This window comes from Streptomyces sp. DSM 116793 (genome assembly GCF_057320905.1).
This window is the reverse complement of record NZ_CM170494.1, coordinates 5,183,155-5,200,173: the sequence shown is the minus strand read 5'-3', so window position 1 is coordinate 5,200,173 and position 17,019 is coordinate 5,183,155. Positions and strand designations below refer to the sequence as shown.

Genomic DNA, 17,019 nt, shown 5'->3' with positions numbered 1-17,019 from the left:
GAAACGGGGGGACGTAATGGAAGCGGCACGAGACCGCAGAGCAGGGCAGGAGAGGGGGCCCGGCGGCCGGTTCCGGCTACACCGGGGTGCCGCACCCGGGCGCCTCGCCGCCTCCACCACCCGTGCGGCCCGCCCGGCTCCCGCTGTTCGGACCGCCTCCCCGTCGGCTCCCTCAGCCGGGCGCCCCCTCCTGCGGAGCGGACGCCGTCCCCGCCTGGTCGGGTACGGCGCCTTCCGCTGCCTTGACGAGCTCGACGGCCCGGCCACCGCGGCCTGCGGCCATGTCCAGCCGGCCGAGCACCGCCGGAGTGGTGACCGTCGACAGCACGGTCCGGAAGAGCACCGAGGCCCGTTGCTCCAGGTCCGCGAGGTCGGAGAGGACATGGGACATCAGCTGGAGACCGGTGAAGGAGCCCACCAGCAGCTCGGCGACCTCCTGCACATCAGCGTGCGGAAGCAGTTCGCCGTGCTCACGTGCCCGTTCCAGATCGTGCACACCCCGCTTCGTCCACTCGACGTAGGGCCTCCGCTGTTCCGCGCCGGGCCACTTCTGGATATCCACCGCCAGTCGCACGCTCCCGCGCACCAGTGGGTCAGCGCGCATCAGGTGCGCGAGGATCATTCCGCGGTCGACCAAGGACTGCAAGAAAAGTCCCGTATCGGGCGGTTCGGGAACCGCTTCCAGCTGCGTGTTGAGCAAGCCCTGAGCCAGATCCTCCTTCGAGGAAAAATGGAAGTAAAGTGCCCCCTTAGTTACACCTGCCCGAGTAAGGATGTCGGAGATCGTGGTGGCATCGTACCCGAGCTCGCCGAAGACATCTCCAGCCGCCCGCAGAATCTCACTGCGAGTCAGCTCCGCTCGTTTCTGACGCGGCATGGCCGCCCTCTCTGCAGACATCGTGACAGCAACTCTGATGTCACGACTCTCGATCTTGCAGTTGCATCTTGAAAGAAACCTTCCGGTATGTATTATAGCCGTCGGGGAAAGACAACGTGACGGACCGAACCAGTCCAAACGCGAGTCAGGGGCATTGTGTCGCAAAGCATCCAATCAACTCCGTTTTTATTGGCGAGTTCCACTTTGACCAGCACGGTTCCTCGCGAACTCGTACACCGTGCGGCGCTCGCCGAGGTATTCGTAACCGACTGGAAATCCCACAGTGACACGGAATTCTCGGTAACGGCCCAGTGGCCCAGGTCGCACGGCCTGTTCGCGCCGACGGCCACCGAGCACTACGACTCCCTGCTGGTGACGGAGACCATCCGGCAAGCCGGCATGACCATCGCGCACGCGGAATTTAAAATTCCGCTTGACCATCACTTCCTGCTGACAGAAATAGGCCAGGAGGTCTCGCCCGAGCGAATGTGCGTGGGCGCGACTCCCCGGGAACTCACCCTCTTGCTGGTGTGTTCCGACCTCCACCGCCAGGGCAAGCGGGTCACCGGCTTCCAGATGACCGCGACCATCAGATCCGACGAGGGGGTCGTCGCGACCGGCCACGCCGCGTTCTCGAGCGTGTCCCCCAAGGTGTACAAGCGGCTGCGCGGGGACCGGCTGTTCGCGTCGCAGTCGGTGGACCTGCTGCCCGAACCGATCGACCCGCAGCGCGTGGGCCGCAACCACTCCATGGAGGTGTTGCTCGCCGCCACCGAGGACGAACGGCGATGGGAAGTCCGAGCGGACACCCGCCATCCCGTTCTCTTCGACCACCCCGTGGACCACATCCCGGGCATGGTCCTGCTCGAAGCCGCACGCCAGGCCGCCGTCGCCCAGGCATACCCGCTCTGCTTCAACATGGTCGCAATGGACTGCACCTTCCACCGGTACGCCGAGTTCGGCACGCCCTGTCTCATGGCCATCGAGAGGCGCCGGGACGACGGCCCGGACCCCGCGACCGTCCGGGTCACGGCGCACCAGGAGGGGGCGTTGGTCTTCGAGGGCACGCTGCGCCGCGCCACACCGATGCCGCGAGGCGAGTCGCCCGCGGGAACATGGTAAGCGTGCGGGATCAGCCATTCCCCGCCTCCGAGGCCCGGAGGCGGACGCAGCACCACTTCTCGCGCGGCAGCGTGGGTGTGTTCTCCCCGTGCAACCCGCCTTCCGCCGCCGGCAGCCGCATGCCCGCCCGCACCGTGGGGTCCTGACCCGGCCGGGCCGGCACCGCGGCGGCGAAGCCCCCGACCGCCTCGTCGGTACGGGGGCCCTGGCTTGCCGTGAGCGCAAGCGAGGACGTGCAGAGACCGGCCAGCCTTCCGCCGGCCGCCGGTTCGCCCCCCGAGTCGGAGGGGGAGCACGGCGCGCCCTTGCTCACGCCCGCACTGCGGCTGCTCCCGGTCGGCCCGGTACGCATGCCCGACTGTCGAACATCCCGGCGGCGGCGCGTGCGAGGGCCTGGCGTGCCTGCTCGGCACATATCTGCAGTGGGCAGCACCAGTCCTGTCCTCGTCTTGATCGTGGTCGTGAGCACGGCGGATCGGCCACCGCACCCTGTGTGGCCTTGGTATAGAGAGTGTAAACCCAAAACCAGCATCGCGGTTTGTTACCTGCGAGATCGATCCACCTGAGACGCTACACAACCTGGAAACCTACCGGTCACCGGGTTGCAAACGTGCCCCTAGCAGCAGGAAGGTGTAGCTGTCGAGGGATTTTGGGAGTCCTTGCAAACCAGCGCGACGGTTTGTAATGTCCTCTAGAGTTACTGTTCGAACAGCCTTGACACTGCGTCACAGTTGGGGGAAGGCATGGTTCAGTACGCAGGGATCACTTCGCGGCCATGGGTCCCGGCACCACGAAGACTCGACGGCGACATGGCGGGGGCACCGGGCCGCGGTGGACTGAGGACCGCGGACAGCTGGCAGGTTCTCGTCGTCGAGGCCGATCCCGGCGACGCCGACTGCCTCGCCCAGCGGCTGTCACGGCAAGGCCACCAGGTACAGCGTGTGGAGACGGGCGCCGACGCCCTCCGGGCGTACCGGAACGCCGAGCTGGTGCTGCTCGACCTCGAACTGCCCGACCTGGACGGACTGGAGGTCTGCCGCGACATCCGGGCGGTCTGCGATGTCCCGATCATCACCGTCACCGGCCGAGGGACCGAGCTGGACCGCGTCCTCGGGCTCCAGGCCGGAGCGGACGACTACATCGTCAAACCCTATGGCTTCCGCGAACTGGTGGCCCGCATGGACGCGGTCATGCGCCGCGTCCGCCCGGGCACCGCCCAAAAGGAACAGCTCCTGTCGCGGGGCAAGCTGTGCATCGACGTGGCGTCGCGCGTCGTCACCGTGCACGGGCGCAGGATAGACATGACACGCAAGGAATTCGACCTGCTGTTCTTCCTGGCCTCCCGTCCCGAGACCGTGGTTCCGCGCAAGCAACTCATGCAGCGCGTCTGGGGCGACTCCTGGTCCCGCCGCACCCTCGACACTCACGTCAGCAGTCTCCGCCGCAAGCTCGGCGCGAGCGACTGGATCGTCACGGTCCGTGGAGTGGGATTCCGTCTCGGGTCCGGGTGATATGGGGCCGTAATGACCCTCCGATGCACCCCGGAGGCCGGCGCGCAAATCAGGAACGAATAGATGCCCCTGGCGGGGTCCTGCCGTCGTGATGGCAGGACCCCGCCAGGGGCATCTTCATATTCAGGTACGGACGGAATCGGCTTCCAACAAATCTCTGTCAATTCTTTCCGGAAATTCTCTGACGCTATCTCACAGAGGTATGACCTGAGACGTCTTGAATACCTCACTGCACCCGAAGAAGCTTGTTGACGGCTTCCGCCGCGTTGTCTCGCGCCACCGGCGCCCTCGAAAGATGTGCACGCCGAGCACAGCCGACCCGGGTTGTTCGGCCGTCGAGGAGAATCCGACGACACTCAAGGAGTTGTGTATGGACGCTGCAGTGATTGTCGTGGGTGCGGGACCGGCCGGGCTCACGCTCAGCGGAGAACTGCGGCTGGCGGGAATCGACGTCATTGTTCTGGAGCGTCTTGAGGAGCCGACCGGAGAGTCCCGCGGCCTTGGCTTCACCGCACGCACCATGGAGATATTCGACCAGCGCGGGCTGCTCTCCCGCTTCGGGAACGTCGAGACCAGCAACGTGGGCCACTTCGGTGGCCTGCCCGTGGACTTCGGGGTGCTCGAAGGCGCCCACCAGGCCGCCAAGTCCGTGCCCCAGTCCGCGACCGAGGCGGTGCTGGAGGCCTGGGCGACCGAGCTCAGCACGGATCTGCGGCGCGGGCACGAGATGCTCTCGCTGACGAACAATGCCGACGGTGTCGAGGTCGAGGTAGGCACCCCTGAAGGCGTGCGCACTCTGCGCGCCTCTTATCTGGTCGGCTGCGACGGCGGCCGGAGCGCCGTGCGCAAGGCCGCCGGGTTCGACTTCCCCGGCACCGCCGCCACGCTGGAGATGTTCCTCGCCGACGTCAAGGGGCTCGACCTCCAGCCCCGCATGATCGGTGAGACCTTCCCCGGCGGCATGGTGATGGTCGGCCCGCTCCCCGGCGGCATCACCCGGCTCATCCTGTGCGAGCGCGGCGCCCCACCACAGCGGCGCACCGCACCGCCCTCGTACGAAGAGGTGGTCATCGGCTGGAAGCGCGTCACGGGCATGGACATCTCCCACGGGGAGCCGGTCTGGGTCAGCTCCTTCGGCGACGCCACCCGGCAGGTCACCGAGTACCGCCGCGGTCGCGTCCTGCTGGCGGGGGACTCGGCCCACATCCACCTGCCGGCCGGCGGCCAGGGGATGAACACCAGCATCCAGGACGCGGTGAACCTCGGCTGGAAGCTTGCCGCCGTCGTCCGGGGGAAGGCGCCCGAGGGCCTGCTGGACACCTACCACACCGAGCGTCACCCGGTGGGCGAACGGCTGCTGTTGAACACCCGCGCCCAGGGCCTGCTGTTCCTCAGCGGGGCCGAGGTCCAGCCGTTGCGCGACGTGCTGACCGAACTCATCCGGTACCCGGATGTCAGCCGCCACCTGGCGGCCATGGTCAGCGGACTGGAGATCCGTTACGACGTCGGCGGCGGGCGTCACCCGCTGCTGGGCCGGCGGATGCCGAGACTGGAGATGGCCGTCGGGGGCCTCACGACCAACAGTGCCGAACTCCTGCGCGCCGGGCGCGGAGTCCTGTTCGACCTCCAGGACAACGCCGTCCTGCGCCGCAGGGCGTCCGGCTGGACGGACCGGGTGGATGTGGTGACCGCCGCACCCCTCGGTGTCGTGGACGGCGACCCCCTCGCCGGCACCGGAGCCGTGCTGGTGCGCCCCGACGGCCATGTCGCCTGGGCAGCGCCCGGCAGCCACCACGACCTGCCCATGTCCCTGGAGCGCTGGTTCGGGCCGTCCCGATAGGGCCACCCCCCGCACTGCACACGCGTGACGGCCCGGGACCACCCCGGCCGGAGAAGAGAGGGAGCACATGCACAGCACGCTGATCGTGGCCCGGATGGAACCGGGTGCGCACGCCGACGTCGCCCGACTCTTCGGGGACTTCGACGCCACCGAGATGCCCCACCTGATGGGCACCCGGCGCCGCCAGCTTTTCTCGTACCGAGGCCTCTACTTCCACCTGCAGGACTTCGATGCCGACAACGGCGGCGAACTCATCGAGAAGGCGAAGACCGACCCGCGCTTCGTGGGCATCAGCCGCAATCTGAAGCCCTTCATCGAGGCGTACGACCCCGCCACCTGGCGGTCGCCCGCGGACGCGATGGCAACGCGCTTCTACCACTGGGAGGGGGCCGCGTGACGGGCCGCAGAGTCGTCATCACGGGCCTCGGCGTCGTGGCCCCCGGCGGCATCGGGGCGAAGAACTTCTGGAGCCTGCTGAGCGAGGGCCGCACGGCGACCAGGGGCATCACCTTCTTCGACCCCTCGCCGTTCCGCTCCCGGGTCGCCGCGGAGATCGACTTCGATCCCGAGATGCACGGCCTGGGGCCCCAGGAGACCCGGCGCATGGACCGGGCGGCCCAGCTCGCCGTGGTCGCCACCCGGGAGGCGGTGGGCGACAGCGGCCTGACGATGGACGAGCTCGACCCGTACCGCGTCGGCGTCACCATCGGCAGCGCCGTCGGCGCCACCATGGGGCTGGACCGGGAGTACCGCGTCGTCAGCGACGGCGGCCGGCTCGACCTGGTGGACCACCGATACGCCGTGCCGCACCTCTACAACTACCTCGTGCCCAGTTCGTTCGCGGCAGAGGTCGCCTGGGCCGTGGGCGCGGAGGGACCGGCCACGGTCGTCTCCACCGGCTGCACCTCCGGCATCGACTCGGTCGGCCACGCGGTGGAGCTGATCCGCGAGGGCAGCGCGGACGTGATGATCGCCGGCTCCTCCGACGCCCCGATCTCGCCCATCACCGTGGCGTGCTTCGACGCGATCAAGGCGACAACGCCGCGCAACGACGACCCCGAGCACGCCTCCCGGCCGTTCGACAGCACCCGCAACGGCTTCGTCCTCGGCGAGGGCGCCGCCGTGTTCGTCCTGGAGGAACTGCAGAACGCGCGGCGACGGGACGCCCACGTCTACGCGGAGATCGCGGGCTACGCCACGCGCAGCAACGCCTACCACATGACGGGGCTGCGCCCGGACGGCACGGAGATGGCCGAGGCGATCCGGGTGGCGCTCGACGAGGCGCGGCTGAACCCCGAGGACATCGACTACGTCAACGCGCACGGCTCCGGCACCAAGCAGAACGACCGGCACGAGACCGCGGCGTTCAAGAAGAGCCTCGGCGAGCACGCCTATCGCGTCCCCGTGAGCTCCATCAAGTCCATGGTGGGCCACTCGCTGGGCGCGATCGGCTCCATCGAGATCGCCGCCTCCGTCCTCGCCATGGAGAACAACGTGGTGCCGCCCACGGCGAACCTGACCACCCGGGACCCGGAGTGCGACCTGGACTACGTGCCGCGCACGGCGCGGGAGTGGCGGACGGACGCGGTGACAACCGTGGGCAGCGGCTTCGGCGGCTTCCAGAGCGCCATGGTGCTGGCCCGGCCCGAGAAGAGCCACGCATGACCGCCCCGGTGGTGACCGGACTCGGCGTCGTCTCCCCCAACGGCCTGGGCACACGGGACTTCTGGGCGGCCACCCGCCACGGGAGGAGCGGCATCGGCAGGATCACCCGCTTCGACGCCGACCGGTACCCGGCCCGGCTGGCCGGCGAGATACCCGGCTTCGTCGCCGAGGAGCACCTGCCCAGCCGGATGATCCCGCAGACCGACCGCATGACCCGGCTCGCGCTGGTCGCCGCCGACTGGGCGCTGGCCGACGCTGGCGTCCACCCCGAGGAACTGCCCGCGTTCGACATGGGCGTCGTCACGGCCAGTGCGTCCGGTGGCTTCGAGTTCGGTCAGGGTGAGCTGCGCAAGCTGTGGGGCAAGGGCAGCCAGTACGTCAGCGCCTACCAGTCCTTCGCCTGGTTCTACGCGGTGAACAGCGGCCAGATCTCCATCCGGAACGGCATGAAGGGACCCAGCGGCGTCGTCGTCAGTGACCAGGCAGGCGGTCTGGACGCGCTCGCGCAGGCGCGCCGGCAGATCCGCAAGGGCACACCGCTGATCGTCTCGGGAGCCACCGACGCCTCACTCTGTCCCTGGGGATGGGTGGCCCAACTGGCCGGCGACCGGCTGAGCCACAGCGACGAACCGAGCCGCGCCTACCTGCCGTTCGACGCGCACGCCTGCGGACATGTGCCCGGCGAGGGCGGCGCGATCCTCATCCTGGAGGACCCCGGCACGGCGCAGCGCCGTGGGGCGCGGGTATACGGCGAGCTCGCCGGCTACGGGGCCACGTTCGACCCGGCGCCCGGCAGCACGCGAGAACCGGGGCTGCGCAGGGCGATGGAACTGGCCCTGGCGGACGCCGGAACCGAGGCCGCCGACGTGGACGTGGTGTTCGCCGACGCGGCGGGGCTGCCCGCCCTCGACCGCGCGGAGGCGGCGGCCATCACCGGGGTCTTCGGCCCGCGGGCGGTTCCGGTGACCGCGCCGAAGACGATGACGGGCCGGCTCTACTCAGGGGGCGCGCCGCTGGACGTGGCCACTGCCCTGCTGTCCATCGCGGACGGCGTGATCCCGCCCACCGTGAACGTCGAGCTGGCCGACGAGTACGAACTGGACCTCGTGGTGGGCCGGGCACGCGCCGCCGAGGTGCGCACCGCCCTGGTGCTGGCCCGCGGCCACGGAGGCTTCAACTCCGCCGTCGTCGTGCGCGCCGCCGCATAGCACCCGCCGCACAACACCCACCGCTACCACACCGCCGCACCTGCCCACCCGACGAAAGGACCGATATGACCGCCAAGGAGTTCACCCTCTCCGACCTCAAGCGCATCCTGCTCGAGGGTGCCGGGGCGGATGAGGGCGTCGATCTCGACGGCGACATCCTCGACACCGACTTCGAGGCCCTGGGATACGAGTCGCTGGCCCTGCTGGAGACCGCCGTCCGGATCGAGACGACCTACGGCATCAGCCTCGACGACACCGTGGTCACCGACGCCCGGACCCCCCGTGCCCTGATCGACATGGTCAACGCAGGGCTCACCGAGGCGGTCCCCGCCGGCTGACCCGGCCGGCCGGGCGGGCGCCGTCCGCCGCCGGGCGGACGGCCTCCGCCCGGCGCCGCCCGCCCGCCACGCCATCCACCGAACGCCAGGAGAGAACATGTCAGAACGGAACCAGCGGGTGGCTCTCGTCACCGGCGCCACCAGCGGAATCGGCCTCGCCGTCGCCCGGCTGCTGGCCGCCGACCACGCGGTGTTCATCGGGGCCCGCAGCGGCGAGAACGTGGCGTCCACCGTCAAACGGCTCCGCGAGCAGGGGCACGAGGCCGACGGCGTGCCCATGGACGTACGCGACGACGCGGACGTGAGCGCCTTCGTGCAGGCGGCCGTCGACCGCTTCGGCACGGTCGACGTGCTCGTCAACAACGCGGGCCGCAGCGGGGGCGGTGTCACCGCCGACATCCCTGACGAGCTGTGGCACGACGTCATCGACACCAACCTGAACAGCGTCTTCAGGATGACCCGTGAGGTGCTGAACACCGGCGGCATGCGGCACAAGGAACGGGGCCGCATCGTCAACATCGCATCGACCGCCGGCAAGCAGGGCGTCGTGCTCGGTGCCCCCTACTCCGCCTCGAAGCACGGTGTCGTCGGTTTCACCAAGGCACTCGGCAACGAGTTGGCGCCGACGGGCATCACCGTCAACGCCGTCTGCCCGGGGTATGTCGAGACGCCGATGGCCCAGCGGGTCCGGCAGGGCTACGCGAGCGCCTACGACACCACCGAGGAGGCGATCCTCCAGAAGTTCCAAGCCAAGATCCCGCTGGGCCGCTACGCCACCGCCGAGGAGGTCGCCGGGCTCGTCGGCTACCTGGTCTCGGACGCCGCCGCGTCCATCACCGCGCAGGCGCTCAATGTCTGCGGCGGTCTCGGCAACTTCTGAGTCAACCGATCCATGCCCCGAGGAGGGTGAGCATGTCGCAGCATGGCCCGCGCGAGGTGGCCCACGAGATCGTCGTAACGGCCCCGGCCGACGCCGTCTACCGCCTGATCTCCGAGGTGGAGAACTGGCCGCGGATCTTCCCGCCGACGATCCACGTCGACCAGGTGGAGAGCGAGGGGACGACGGAGCGGATACGGATCTGGGCCACCGCCAATGGTGAGGCCAAGAACTGGACGTCCCGGCGCAGGCTCGACCCGGCGACGCTGCGGATCGCCTTCCGGCAGGAGGTCTCCGCACCGCCGGTGGCCGCCATGGGCGGCACGTGGGTCATCGAGCCGCTGTCCGCGGCCGAGTCACGGGTCCGGCTGCTACACGACTACCGGGCGATCGACGACGACCCCGAGAGCCTGCGGTGGATCGATGCCGCCGTCGACCGCAACTCCCGCTCCGAACTGGCCGCACTCAAGTCCAACGTCGAGCGGGTGCACGCCGAGGCCGAGCTGACGTTCTCCTTCGAGGACACTGTGCGCGTCGAGGGCTCCGCGAAGGACGTCTACGACTTCGTCAACGAGGCGCACCTGTGGGAGCAGCGGCTGCCGCACGTGGCCGCCGTGCACCTCACCGAGGACACCCCCGGCCTGCAGAAGCTGCGGATGGACACCCGGGCCAAGGACGGCTCCACCCACACCACCGAGTCCTACCGGGTGTGCTTCCCGCACCACAGAATCGCCTACAAGCAGATCACGCTCCCCGCGCTGATGACCCTGCACACCGGCTGCTGGACATTCACCGAGGACGGCACCGGGGTAGCCGCGACGTCCCAGCACACGGTGACGCTGAACCCCGGGAACATCGCACGGGTCCTCGGCCCCGACGCGACCGTCGCCGACGCCCGGGAGTACGTGCACATGGCGCTCAGCACCAACAGCCGCGCCACGCTGGGCCATGCCAAGGACTACGCGGAACGGCAACGCTGACATGTCAACCGACCGTCCGGACACCCAGGTGCTCGTCGTCGGCGCGGGCCCCGTGGGGCTGATGCTCGCCGCGGAGCTGCGACTCGGCGGCGCCGACGTGATCGTCCTGGACCGCGAGACCTCCCCGACCACGGAGTCGAGGGCATCCACGCTGCACGCCCGCACCATGGAGATCTTCGACACCCGCGGCCTGTGGGACGGGTTGCCCACGCCGCCGAACGACCAGCGCGGGCACTTCGGCGGCATCCCGCTCGACCTGTCGCTGCCCAGCCCGTACCCGGGGCAGTGGAAGGTCCCCCAGGCGCGCGTCGAGGAACTGCTCCAGGAGCGGGCCCTGTCGCTGGGCGCGGACCTGCGGCGCGGCCATGAGCTTTGCGGCCTGTCCGTGGCGCGAGACCACGTGGCGGCCGAGGTCATGGGCCCGGACGGGGCCGTGCTGCTACGCGCCCAGTACGCCGTCGGGTGTGACGGCGAGAACAGCACGGTGCGCAGCCTGCTCTCGGCGGAGTTCCCCGGCGAGGATGCCGGCCGTGAGCTGCTCCGGGCGGACGTGGCGCATGTCGAGATCCCCGATCGGCGCTTCCAGCGTCTGGGGAAGGGGCTGGCCATCGCGGCCCGGCGGAGCGACGGCGTCACCCGCGTGATGGTGCACGAATTCGGCGCTCGGGCCCGGCCGCGCACCGCGCCGCCGGACTTCGCCGAGATGTGCGGTGCCTGGCTGCGCGTCACCGGGGAGGACATCAGCGGTGGCACCCCGCTGTGGGTCAACTCCTTCGGAGACGCCTGCCGCCAGCTCACCCGCTACCGCCACGGGCGCGTCCTGTTCGCCGGCGACGCCGCGCACCGCCAGATGCCGATCGGTGGCCAGGCCCTGAACCTCGGCCTCCAGGACGCGGTCAACCTCGGCTGGAAGCTGGCCCTCACACTCCGGCACGGCGGCGACAGCCTGCTCGACAGCTACCACACCGAGCGGCACGGTGTCGGCGAGCGGGTCCTGGCCAACATCAGGGCGCAGGCCATGTTGCTGCTGGGCGGCCCCGAGGTGGAGGCCGTGCGGACGGTACTCGGCGAGCTGGTCACCCAGGAGGACGTCAGGCGGCACCTGGCGGGAGCGATATCCGGCCTCGACATCCGCTACGAGGTCGCCGATGTGAGCGGCGAGCGCCACCCGCTGCTCGGCGCCCGGCTGCCGCCCACCGAGGTGGTGGCGGTGGGCGGTCCGGTGACCACCGCGCGTCTGCTGCGCGACGGCCGCGGGCTGCTGCTCGACCTGACCGGGGACGCCGGCCACCACGCCGCGTTGCGTGCGTGCGCCGGGCCGTGGGCGGAGCGGGTGGGCGCCGTGGCGGCCCGACTCGCCCGGCCCGGGCCCGACGGGCTGCCGGGGGCCACCGGCGCCGTCCTGGTCCGCCCGGACGGCCATGTCGCCTGGGCCGGACGCGGAACCGGCGGGCTGCCGGCCGCACTGGAGCGCTGGTTCGGTCCACCGGCACCGGCGGGTCCCCACCGGGCGCGTGCCACCGGGACACGGCACCCCACGAACCGCACCGGAACAGCACACCCGCACCCGGCGACCACGGCCGGGACACCACATCCGCGCCCGGGGCGTGCGACCGGGACATCAGCCGAGCACGAGAGGAACGACATGGGCAGGCTCACGGGCAGGACGGCGCTGGTCACCGGCTCCAGCCGCGGGATGGGGCGGGCGACGGCGCTGCGGCTCGGCCAGGAGGGCGCGCTGGTCGCCGTCCACTACACGAGCAGCGAGGAGGCCGCCGAAGAGGTCGTCGCCCTGATCGAGAAGGACGGCGGCCGGGCGTTCGCGGTCCGCGCGGAGCTGGGAGTCCCCGGCGACGTGCACGAACTCTTCCTGGGCCTGGAGGCGGGCCTGAAGGAACGCACCGGTTCAGCAGGACTCGACATCCTGGTCAACAACGCCGGGGTGATGGGCGGGGTGGCCCCCGAGGACACCACCCCGGAGCAGTTCGACCGCATCTTCGCGGTCAACGCCAAGGCGCCGTTCTTCGTGATCCAGCGGGCGCTGGGCACGCTGCGCGACGGCGGCCGGATCATCAACATCTCCTCCGGGCTGACCCGGGTCGCGAATCCGCAGGAGATCGCATACGCGATGTCCAAGGGGGCGGTGGAGCAGCTCGCACTGCACTTCGCCAAGCTTCTGGGCCCGCGCCGCATCACCGTCAACAGCGTGGCTCCGGGCATCACCCGCAACGGCAACCCGGTCTTCGACATCCCGGGGGCCGTCGAGCAGATGGCGTCCCTGTCGGCTTTCGGACGGGTCGGCGAGCCGGAGGACGTCGCCGACGTGGTGGCCTTCCTCGCCTCGGACGACGCCCGCTGGATCACCGGCGCCTTCGTGGACGCCAGCGGCGGAACGCTGCTCGGCTGACGCCGCCCAGGACACCCCGGACACCGCCCCCGTGAAGGAACCCGAGATGAGCCACTTGACGCCACCCGCCCTCTTGGGCGCACCCAAGACCGGCACGGCCCGTTCCCGGGGGCTGTCGGCCGTGCTGGCGGGCACCATGCTCCTGGACGCCGTCGAAGTGTCGGTCATGGTGGTGGCGCTGCCCCGGGTCGGCGCCGACCTGCACCTGTCGCCCACCGCGTTGCAGTGGACGATGGGCGGATTCGCTCTCGGCTTCGGTGGCCTGCTGCCGTTCTCCGGGCGGCTCGTGAGCCTGTATGGCAGGCGCACGGCGTATCTGGCGGCGCTGCTCGTCTTCGCAGTCGCGTCCCTGGCAGCGGGGGTGTCGGAGAGTCTGCCGGTGCTGGTCGCCACGCGCCTCGTCAAAGGCGCGAGCGCCGCGCTCACCGCGCCGACCGGACTGGCCATCATCGCCGGCACGTTCCGGGAGGGCCCGGACCGTGACCGGGTGGTGACGCTCTACTCGCTGTTCGGCGCGAGCGGGTTCACCCTCGGGTTGCTGATCTCCGGGGCGCTGACCGAGGCGAGCTGGCGGTGGACGCTGGCGTTCCCCGCCCCGGTGGCCGCGGTGCTGTTCCTCCTCGGGCTCCGGCTGGTCCCCCGGGACGGGCCGCGGGCCACCGCCCGCCGGCTCGACGCGGTCGGGGCACCGGCGCTGACCGGGGGCCTCGCGGCCGCCGTGTTCGCGATCGTCTCCGTGCCGGCCTCCGGGTGGGCGGGGCCGCGGGTGTGGGGCGGTCTCGCGCTGGCCGCCGCGCTCCTGGGCCTCTTCACGGGCACCGGGCGTGCCGCACCGGATCCTCTGCTGCGGCGCTCCGTGCTCGGACGTGGCACGCTGATCCGCTCCGCGCTGGGCGCGGCCACGCTCAACGGCTCGTACCTGGGCCTGCTGTTCCTCGTCACGCTGCACGCGCAGCGGACACTGGGCTGGGGCCCCCTGCGCACGGCGCTCGCGCTACTGCCCGCCAGTGTTCCGCTGCTGGCGACGGCGCCGTTCACGCGGGCCATGGTGGCGCGCTTCGGCGCGGCGCGGCTGATCGCGGCCGGCTCCCTCGCGCCGCCGGTCGGCTACCTGCTGTACCTCCGGGACCCCGCCCCGGCGTCCTACGCGGCGGGTGTGCTGCCGACGATGCTGCTGGTGGGCGCGGGCTTCGTGTGCTGCTTCGCCGCGCTCAACGCGCAGGCCGCCGCGGGCCTTGCGGCCGCCGATCGGAGCGACGCCCAGGGGCTGTACCAGTCCGCGGTCCAGGCGGGCGCCGCGCTGACACTCGCGCTCGTCGCCGCACTGTCCACGGGCCGCGGGCCCGCACCAGGCGCCGTCACCGAGCCGGGGCACGCGGTGGTCCTCGTCGCCGCCGTCGGCGGCGCGGGCTTCCTGGTCGGGCTCTCGGGCGTGCTGCCGCGGGTGCGCCCGGGGCGGCACGCGACCGCTTCCCCTGTCCTCCGCGACGCCGGTGGCACACGCCCCCCGGGCCGCGCTCGAAATCGGAGTCTGTGATGCGGGTCCTGTTCACGATCATGCCGGCGACGGCACATCTGTACCCCCTCGTTCCCCTGGCCTGGGCATTGCGCAGCGCGGGCCACGACGTGTGCGTCGCCAGCCACCCCGACATGGCGGACGAGATCGCCGCGGCGGGACTCACGGCGGTACCGCTGGGCACCCCGGTGGACCTGGGCGCCCTGATGCGCTCGGGCACCCGGGACCGGACGTTGGAGGACATCACCGAGGCCCTGCGGATCGCGCCGGAGGACCGCAACCTGCGGGGGGCGATCCGCTACTACCAGCTCGCCGCGTTCTCTCTGTACTACCCGACGGGGCCGGAGCCCGCACCGGGCCGCGCCCTGGTGGACGATCTCCTGGACTTCGCCCGCGACTGGCGGCCCGACCTCGTGCTGTGGGATCCGCTGAGCTTCCCTGGACCGCTGGCCGCACGGGTGTGCGGGGCAGCCCACGCCCGTCTGCAGTACGGCCTGGACTACACCGGCTGGGCCAGGGCGCGCTTCGCCGAGTTGGACGCCGGGCCCGCGGCGGCCGGCGAGGACCCGATGGCCGCCGTCATGCGGCCGGAACTCGACCGTCTCGGCATCGAGTTCGACGAGGAGCTGGTAGTGGGTCAGTGGACGGTGGACCTGATCCCGCCGCGGATGCGCCTGCCGGTGGACCTGCGCTACCTGCCGATGCGCCGGGTCCCCTACACCGGCGGGCACCCGTTCCCCGACTGGCTGCGGGCCCGCCCCGAGCGCCGGCGGGTGTGCCTGACCCTCGGTATGAGCACCCGCAAGTTCCTCGCGAAGGACAGCGCGGCCCTGGTGTCCGGCCTGCTGGAGGCGGTCGCGGACCTCGACGTGGAGCTGATCGCGACCCTCGACGCCACCCAGCTCGCGGACGTGCGGGCCCTGCCCGCCAATGTGCGCGCCCTGGACTACGTGCCGCTGGACCGCCTGCTCACCACCTGCTCCGCAGTGGTGCACCACGGAGGCGGCGGCACCTTCGCCGCCGCCGTCGCGCACCAGGTGCCGCAGCTCGTGCCCTCGCCCGGCGAGGGCGGCGACCGGCTTGCGTTCGCGCGGTACATCCACGACAAGGGCGCGGGGCTGATGCTGCGCCGCGACGAGTTCTCCGTGGAGACGCTGCGCGAGCAGTTCCAGGACGTCCTGGACGGGCCGTCCTTCCGGGCCGGCACGAGGGAGCTGCACGCGGACATGCTCGCGACCCCGAGCCCCAGGGACATGGTCCCGGTCCTCACGGAACTGACCGCCCGGCAGCACGGCTGAGGAACGAGGAAGACGGCGATGCGTGTTCTGTTCGCGATCTACCCGGCGGCCGCCCACCTGTACCCGGTCGTGCCGCTGGCCCACGCGCTGCGCTCAGGGGGCCACGAGGTACGGGTGGCGGCGCACCCGGACCTGGCCCCGGGCGTGGCGGCAGCGGGGCTGACCGCGGTGCCGGTCGGCGAGCCGGTCGTCCAGCCCGCGGTGGACCCCGCCCGGGTGGACCGGCCCACCGACGTGCTGGCGCTCGATGCCCTCGGCAGCAACCGCTGGGAGACGGTGGGGCGTTATCTTGCGGGCCTGTTCACGCGCTGCTTCCCGGTCGCCTCCGGCGCCGGCGAGCGGTCCTTCGTGGCCGAACTCGTAGACGTCGCCCGGTCCTGGCGGCCCGATCTGGTGCTGTGGGACCCGCTGTGCCCGCCGGGCGCGATCGCCGCCCACGCCGCCGGCGCCGCGCACGCCCGGCTGCTGTGGGGGCTTGACCACGTGGCGTGGCTCGGGCGGGAGCACCAGGCGGCCGGTCTGACGGACCCCCTCGCCGCTTGGGCCGAGCCGCACCTGCGCCGCCACGAGGTGCCTGAGTCAGCGGCGGCACTGCTCGGGCAGTGGACCCTGGACCTGGTTCCCCCGCGCATGCGGCTCCCCCTCGACCTGCCCTCCGTACCGGTGCGGCGCGTCCCCTACGCCGGGCCCGCCGTCCTGCCGGACTGGCTGCGCGAGGACCCCGGGCGCCCGCGCGTGTGCGTCACGCTCGGCGTGACCACGCGGACGTTCTACGCCCACCACAGCGGCGTCGGCATACCCGCATTGCTCGCCGCGGCGGCCGACCTGGACGTGGAGGTCGTCGCGACGCTCAACGGCGAACAGCTCGCGGCGGCCGGGGAACTGCCGGGCAATGTGCGCGCCGTGGACTTCGTCCCGCTGGACCTGCTGCTGCCGACCTGCTCGGTCGTGGTGCACCACGGGGGCGGGGGCACCTTCGCCGCGGCCGTCGCGCACCGGGTGCCCCAGATCGTGCTGCCGGTGGCGAAGTGGGACGAGGCCGCCACCGCCCGTTACGTGCACCGGCGGGGCGCCGGGGCGGCGCTGGACGGCGACCGGCACGGACCTGCTGACGTGCGGAAACAGTTGGCGGCGGCGGTGGACGGAGCGTTCGACGCGGGTGCCGCCGACCTGTACGCCGAGTGGTGCGCCACGCCGAGCCCGTTGGAGATCGTGCCGCTGCTGGAACGCCTGACCGCGCTGCACCGCACACGCTGACCACGCTGCACCGCCGCTGAGCACTCCCCACGCCTGGGCGGCCCCTCCCTTCCCGCCCGGCCCGGACACCCCCGTCAAACCCGCAGGACCCCCGAACGGAAACCCCCGTCGAACAACCCGTCA

14 protein-coding genes are annotated in these 17,019 nt (G+C 71.4%); 13 read left to right on the top strand and 1 reads right to left on the bottom strand.

Translation table 11 applies throughout. From position 1 onward, the window contains the following. Positions 1–172: 172 nt before the first annotated feature. On the bottom strand, positions 173–877 hold the full coding sequence (locus tag ACSMXW_RS20245; protein ID WP_485798119.1) for a ScbR family autoregulator-binding transcription factor: 705 nt from the start codon (positions 875–877) through the stop codon (positions 173–175). 204 nt (positions 878–1,081) lie between these two features. Between ACSMXW_RS20245 and ACSMXW_RS20240 the strand changes: the two genes are divergently transcribed. From ACSMXW_RS20240 to ACSMXW_RS20180, 13 genes are all read left to right on the top strand, one after another. After that, complete coding sequence (locus ACSMXW_RS20240) at positions 1,082–1,999, top strand: ScbA/BarX family gamma-butyrolactone biosynthesis protein (RefSeq protein WP_485798118.1); 918 nt, start codon at positions 1,082–1,084, stop codon at positions 1,997–1,999. Between the two features lie 809 nt (positions 2,000–2,808). Next, positions 2,809–3,510, top strand: a complete 702-nt coding sequence (locus tag ACSMXW_RS20235; protein WP_485798117.1) for a response regulator transcription factor — start codon at positions 2,809–2,811, stop codon at positions 3,508–3,510. 370 nt (positions 3,511–3,880) lie between these two features. Then, the gene (locus ACSMXW_RS20230) at positions 3,881–5,350 is read left to right on the top strand and encodes an FAD-dependent monooxygenase (protein ID WP_485798116.1); all 1,470 of its coding nucleotides are present in this window, start codon (positions 3,881–3,883) and stop codon (positions 5,348–5,350) included. A gap of 67 nt (positions 5,351–5,417) precedes the next feature. Next, positions 5,418–5,747, top strand: a complete 330-nt coding sequence (locus ACSMXW_RS20225) for a TcmI family type II polyketide cyclase (RefSeq protein WP_485798115.1) — start codon at positions 5,418–5,420, stop codon at positions 5,745–5,747. Then, entirely contained in the window at positions 5,744–7,015 is a 1,272-nt protein-coding gene (locus ACSMXW_RS20220) for a beta-ketoacyl-[acyl-carrier-protein] synthase family protein (protein WP_485798114.1), read from the top strand. The genes ACSMXW_RS20225 and ACSMXW_RS20220 overlap by 4 nt, the downstream gene beginning before the upstream one ends. After that, complete coding sequence (locus tag ACSMXW_RS20215) at positions 7,012–8,223, top strand: ketosynthase chain-length factor (protein WP_485798113.1); 1,212 nt, start codon at positions 7,012–7,014, stop codon at positions 8,221–8,223. The genes ACSMXW_RS20220 and ACSMXW_RS20215 overlap by 4 nt, the downstream gene beginning before the upstream one ends. Positions 8,224–8,288: 65 nt before the next feature. Beyond that, positions 8,289–8,561 (top strand): acyl carrier protein, encoded by a 273-nt coding sequence (locus tag ACSMXW_RS20210; protein WP_485798112.1) that lies wholly within the window; start codon positions 8,289–8,291, stop codon positions 8,559–8,561. A 97-nt stretch (positions 8,562–8,658) separates the two neighbouring features. Next, complete coding sequence (gene fabG, locus ACSMXW_RS20205) at positions 8,659–9,441, top strand: 3-oxoacyl-ACP reductase FabG (protein ID WP_485798111.1); 783 nt, start codon at positions 8,659–8,661, stop codon at positions 9,439–9,441. Between the two features lie 32 nt (positions 9,442–9,473). Continuing rightward, a complete protein-coding gene (locus ACSMXW_RS20200; protein WP_485798110.1) occupies positions 9,474–10,418 on the top strand; it encodes an aromatase/cyclase in 945 nt (314 codons plus the stop codon). Position 10,419: 1 nt separating this feature from the next. Then, complete coding sequence (locus ACSMXW_RS20195; protein ID WP_485798109.1) at positions 10,420–12,825, top strand: SDR family oxidoreductase; 2,406 nt, start codon at positions 10,420–10,422, stop codon at positions 12,823–12,825. 46 nt (positions 12,826–12,871) lie between these two features. Then, on the top strand, positions 12,872–14,362 hold the full coding sequence (locus tag ACSMXW_RS20190) for an MFS transporter (RefSeq protein ID WP_485798108.1): 1,491 nt from the start codon (positions 12,872–12,874) through the stop codon (positions 14,360–14,362). Further along, on the top strand, positions 14,362–15,639 hold the full coding sequence (locus tag ACSMXW_RS20185; protein ID WP_485798107.1) for an activator-dependent family glycosyltransferase: 1,278 nt from the start codon (positions 14,362–14,364) through the stop codon (positions 15,637–15,639). The genes ACSMXW_RS20190 and ACSMXW_RS20185 overlap by 1 nt, the downstream gene beginning before the upstream one ends. A gap of 18 nt (positions 15,640–15,657) precedes the next feature. Then, positions 15,658–16,896: a nucleotide disphospho-sugar-binding domain-containing protein gene (locus ACSMXW_RS20180; RefSeq protein WP_485798106.1), complete on the top strand. Its 1,239-nt coding sequence runs from the start codon at positions 15,658–15,660 to the stop codon at positions 16,894–16,896. Positions 16,897–17,019 lie beyond the last annotated feature (123 nt).

What these genes read in the sequence shown, in the direction of transcription:
- ACSMXW_RS20245 (WP_485798119.1), bottom strand. Translation starts at nt 877, where the DNA reads ATGCCGCGTCAGAAACGAGCGGAGCTGACTCGCAGTGAGATTCTGCGG.
- ACSMXW_RS20235 (WP_485798117.1), top strand. Translation starts at nt 2,809, where the DNA reads ATGGCGGGGGCACCGGGCCGCGGTGGACTGAGGACCGCGGACAGCTGG.
- ACSMXW_RS20230 (WP_485798116.1), top strand. Translation starts at nt 3,881, where the DNA reads ATGGACGCTGCAGTGATTGTCGTGGGTGCGGGACCGGCCGGGCTCACG.
- ACSMXW_RS20225 (WP_485798115.1), top strand. Translation starts at nt 5,418, where the DNA reads ATGCACAGCACGCTGATCGTGGCCCGGATGGAACCGGGTGCGCACGCC.
- ACSMXW_RS20215 (WP_485798113.1), top strand. Translation starts at nt 7,012, where the DNA reads ATGACCGCCCCGGTGGTGACCGGACTCGGCGTCGTCTCCCCCAACGGC.
- ACSMXW_RS20210 (WP_485798112.1), top strand. Translation starts at nt 8,289, where the DNA reads ATGACCGCCAAGGAGTTCACCCTCTCCGACCTCAAGCGCATCCTGCTC.
- fabG (WP_485798111.1), top strand. Translation starts at nt 8,659, where the DNA reads ATGTCAGAACGGAACCAGCGGGTGGCTCTCGTCACCGGCGCCACCAGC.
- ACSMXW_RS20200 (WP_485798110.1), top strand. Translation starts at nt 9,474, where the DNA reads ATGTCGCAGCATGGCCCGCGCGAGGTGGCCCACGAGATCGTCGTAACG.
- ACSMXW_RS20195 (WP_485798109.1), top strand. Translation starts at nt 10,420, where the DNA reads ATGTCAACCGACCGTCCGGACACCCAGGTGCTCGTCGTCGGCGCGGGC.
- ACSMXW_RS20190 (WP_485798108.1), top strand. Translation starts at nt 12,872, where the DNA reads ATGAGCCACTTGACGCCACCCGCCCTCTTGGGCGCACCCAAGACCGGC.
- ACSMXW_RS20185 (WP_485798107.1), top strand. Translation starts at nt 14,362, where the DNA reads ATGCGGGTCCTGTTCACGATCATGCCGGCGACGGCACATCTGTACCCC.
- ACSMXW_RS20180 (WP_485798106.1), top strand. Translation starts at nt 15,658, where the DNA reads ATGCGTGTTCTGTTCGCGATCTACCCGGCGGCCGCCCACCTGTACCCG.